A 662-nucleotide genomic window follows, 5' to 3' on the forward strand; every position below is an offset into this window, starting at 1 on the left:
GTTCGAAATGAACTGTGTTTAAAAGCAAGTTTTATTTTATGGTTTTTCCGTGTAATATTCTCCTTTTGTTGCCAGTGCAAAGGCCTGCTTGACGAGTTTGTTTGCCACGGCAGCCAAGGCCATCCTCTTTGCCTTCCCCCTTGCCACCAGCCGCTCATAGAGCTCTCTGCAGGCCCTGTTGCACCTGATGGCTGACCAGGAGCACACGTACAGCACCGCCCTTGCCCGGCTCATGCCCATCTTGCAGATGCGGCTCCTTCCCCTGACGCTGGTGCCTGACTCATAGATTCTGGGGCTCAGGCCCAGGTAGCTGACAAGCTGCTTATGGTGGGTGAACCTGGTGAAGCCCCCTGTGATGAGGATGAGCAGAATGCTGCTTTTCTTGCCTAGGCCAGGGATGCTGCTGACCTGCTCGTACTGCCGCTGATGATGCTGCCCGACCAGCAGCTCCATCCGATCCTCCACCTGCTGCTTTTCCTTCTGGGCCTGCCTTACCATCCTCTCCAGGCTCTGCCTTGCCTGCCGGCTCACCTGCGGGGCCTGCTCGAGGGCCTCCAGCTGCCGTGCGTGCTGGTGCAAGGTCTTCTGCAGCCCCTCTGCCACCGTCTGCAGCTGCCTGAGCTCCAGCACGTGCGCCGCCTCCGGCTCCCACGCTGCCGGCC

At 59.7% G+C, this 662-nt stretch carries 1 protein-coding gene; it reads right to left on the minus strand.

Annotated features, from left to right (window positions below):
• Positions 1-36: 36 nt before the first annotated feature.
• Positions 37-662, minus strand: a 626-nt coding sequence (locus ACYVB1_RS12835; protein WP_460924114.1) for a transposase, incomplete at its 5' end; no start/stop codon positions are given.

This window comes from Pontibacter brevis (assembly GCF_054779655.1).